The 945-nt window shown below is 43.5% G+C and carries 1 protein-coding gene; it reads left to right on the plus strand.

Annotated elements, in window-relative coordinates; genetic code table 11:
• The coding region (locus A3735_RS00675; protein ID WP_156499280.1) for a DUF3418 domain-containing protein at positions 1-945 on the plus strand (945 nt) is incomplete at both ends.

Genomic DNA, 945 nt, shown 5'->3' on the forward strand with positions numbered 1-945 from the left:
GTGAAATATTTATTCGCACCGGACTCATAGAGAGAGAGTTTCGCACCAAAAATAAGGCTATCGCTCATAACTTAAAGCTTATTGATGAAGTGGAATCGATTGAAGACCGCACGCGTCGTAAAGATGTCCTGGTCGATGATGAGGTGATATACGGACTTTACGATAAGGCTTTACCTGAACACATTGTGAGTGGTGCTGCATTTGAAAAGTGGGCAAAAAAAGCAAGCGAAGCTGACTCAAAGCTAATACGGTTTACAAAAGGTCAGCTGCGCAGCGAAAATGCGGATTCATTCGATCCGGGCCTATATCCTGAACATATTGAAAATAATGGCATACGCTTTCCTCTGAGTTACCAGTTCAAACCCGGCGCTGAAGATGATGGTGTAAATATCTCGGTGCCAATTAATGCAATAAAACAGCTAACTGTAGATAAACTCGAGAAGATAGTTCCTGGCTTGCTTCGTGAAAAATGCATCCACCTGATCAAAACGCTTCCCAGAACTTTGCGAAAGCACTTTGTTCCTGTGCCGGATGTTGTAGACAAGATACTGCCAAAGGTTGAAGCTAGTTCACGCCCTTTGCTTGAGATTCTTAGTGATGAGCTAAAAATTATAGGCAGCATATCTATTCCTATTGAGGCCTGGAATCTTGAGTCACTAGACAGTCACCTGCGCTTTAACATTAAAGTGCTGGATGAGCGAGGCCGGCTGATTAACCAGGGTAGGGACCTCGTTAAGCTTTCGCAAAAAGTTGAGCATTTGGCAAAAAACGCCGCAAAACTGGAAGAGAACCGACCTGAAAAACAAGTTGATATTACTGCCTGGGACTTTGGCGAGCTCAAACAATCCCAGATAATAAAACAAGCGGGTATTGAAATGATGCAATACCCGGCGCTTCAAGATTGTGGAGCACACATCAGGCTCATTCATTGTAATGATAAGCTAG

This window comes from Oleiphilus sp. HI0061, from assembly GCF_001635675.1.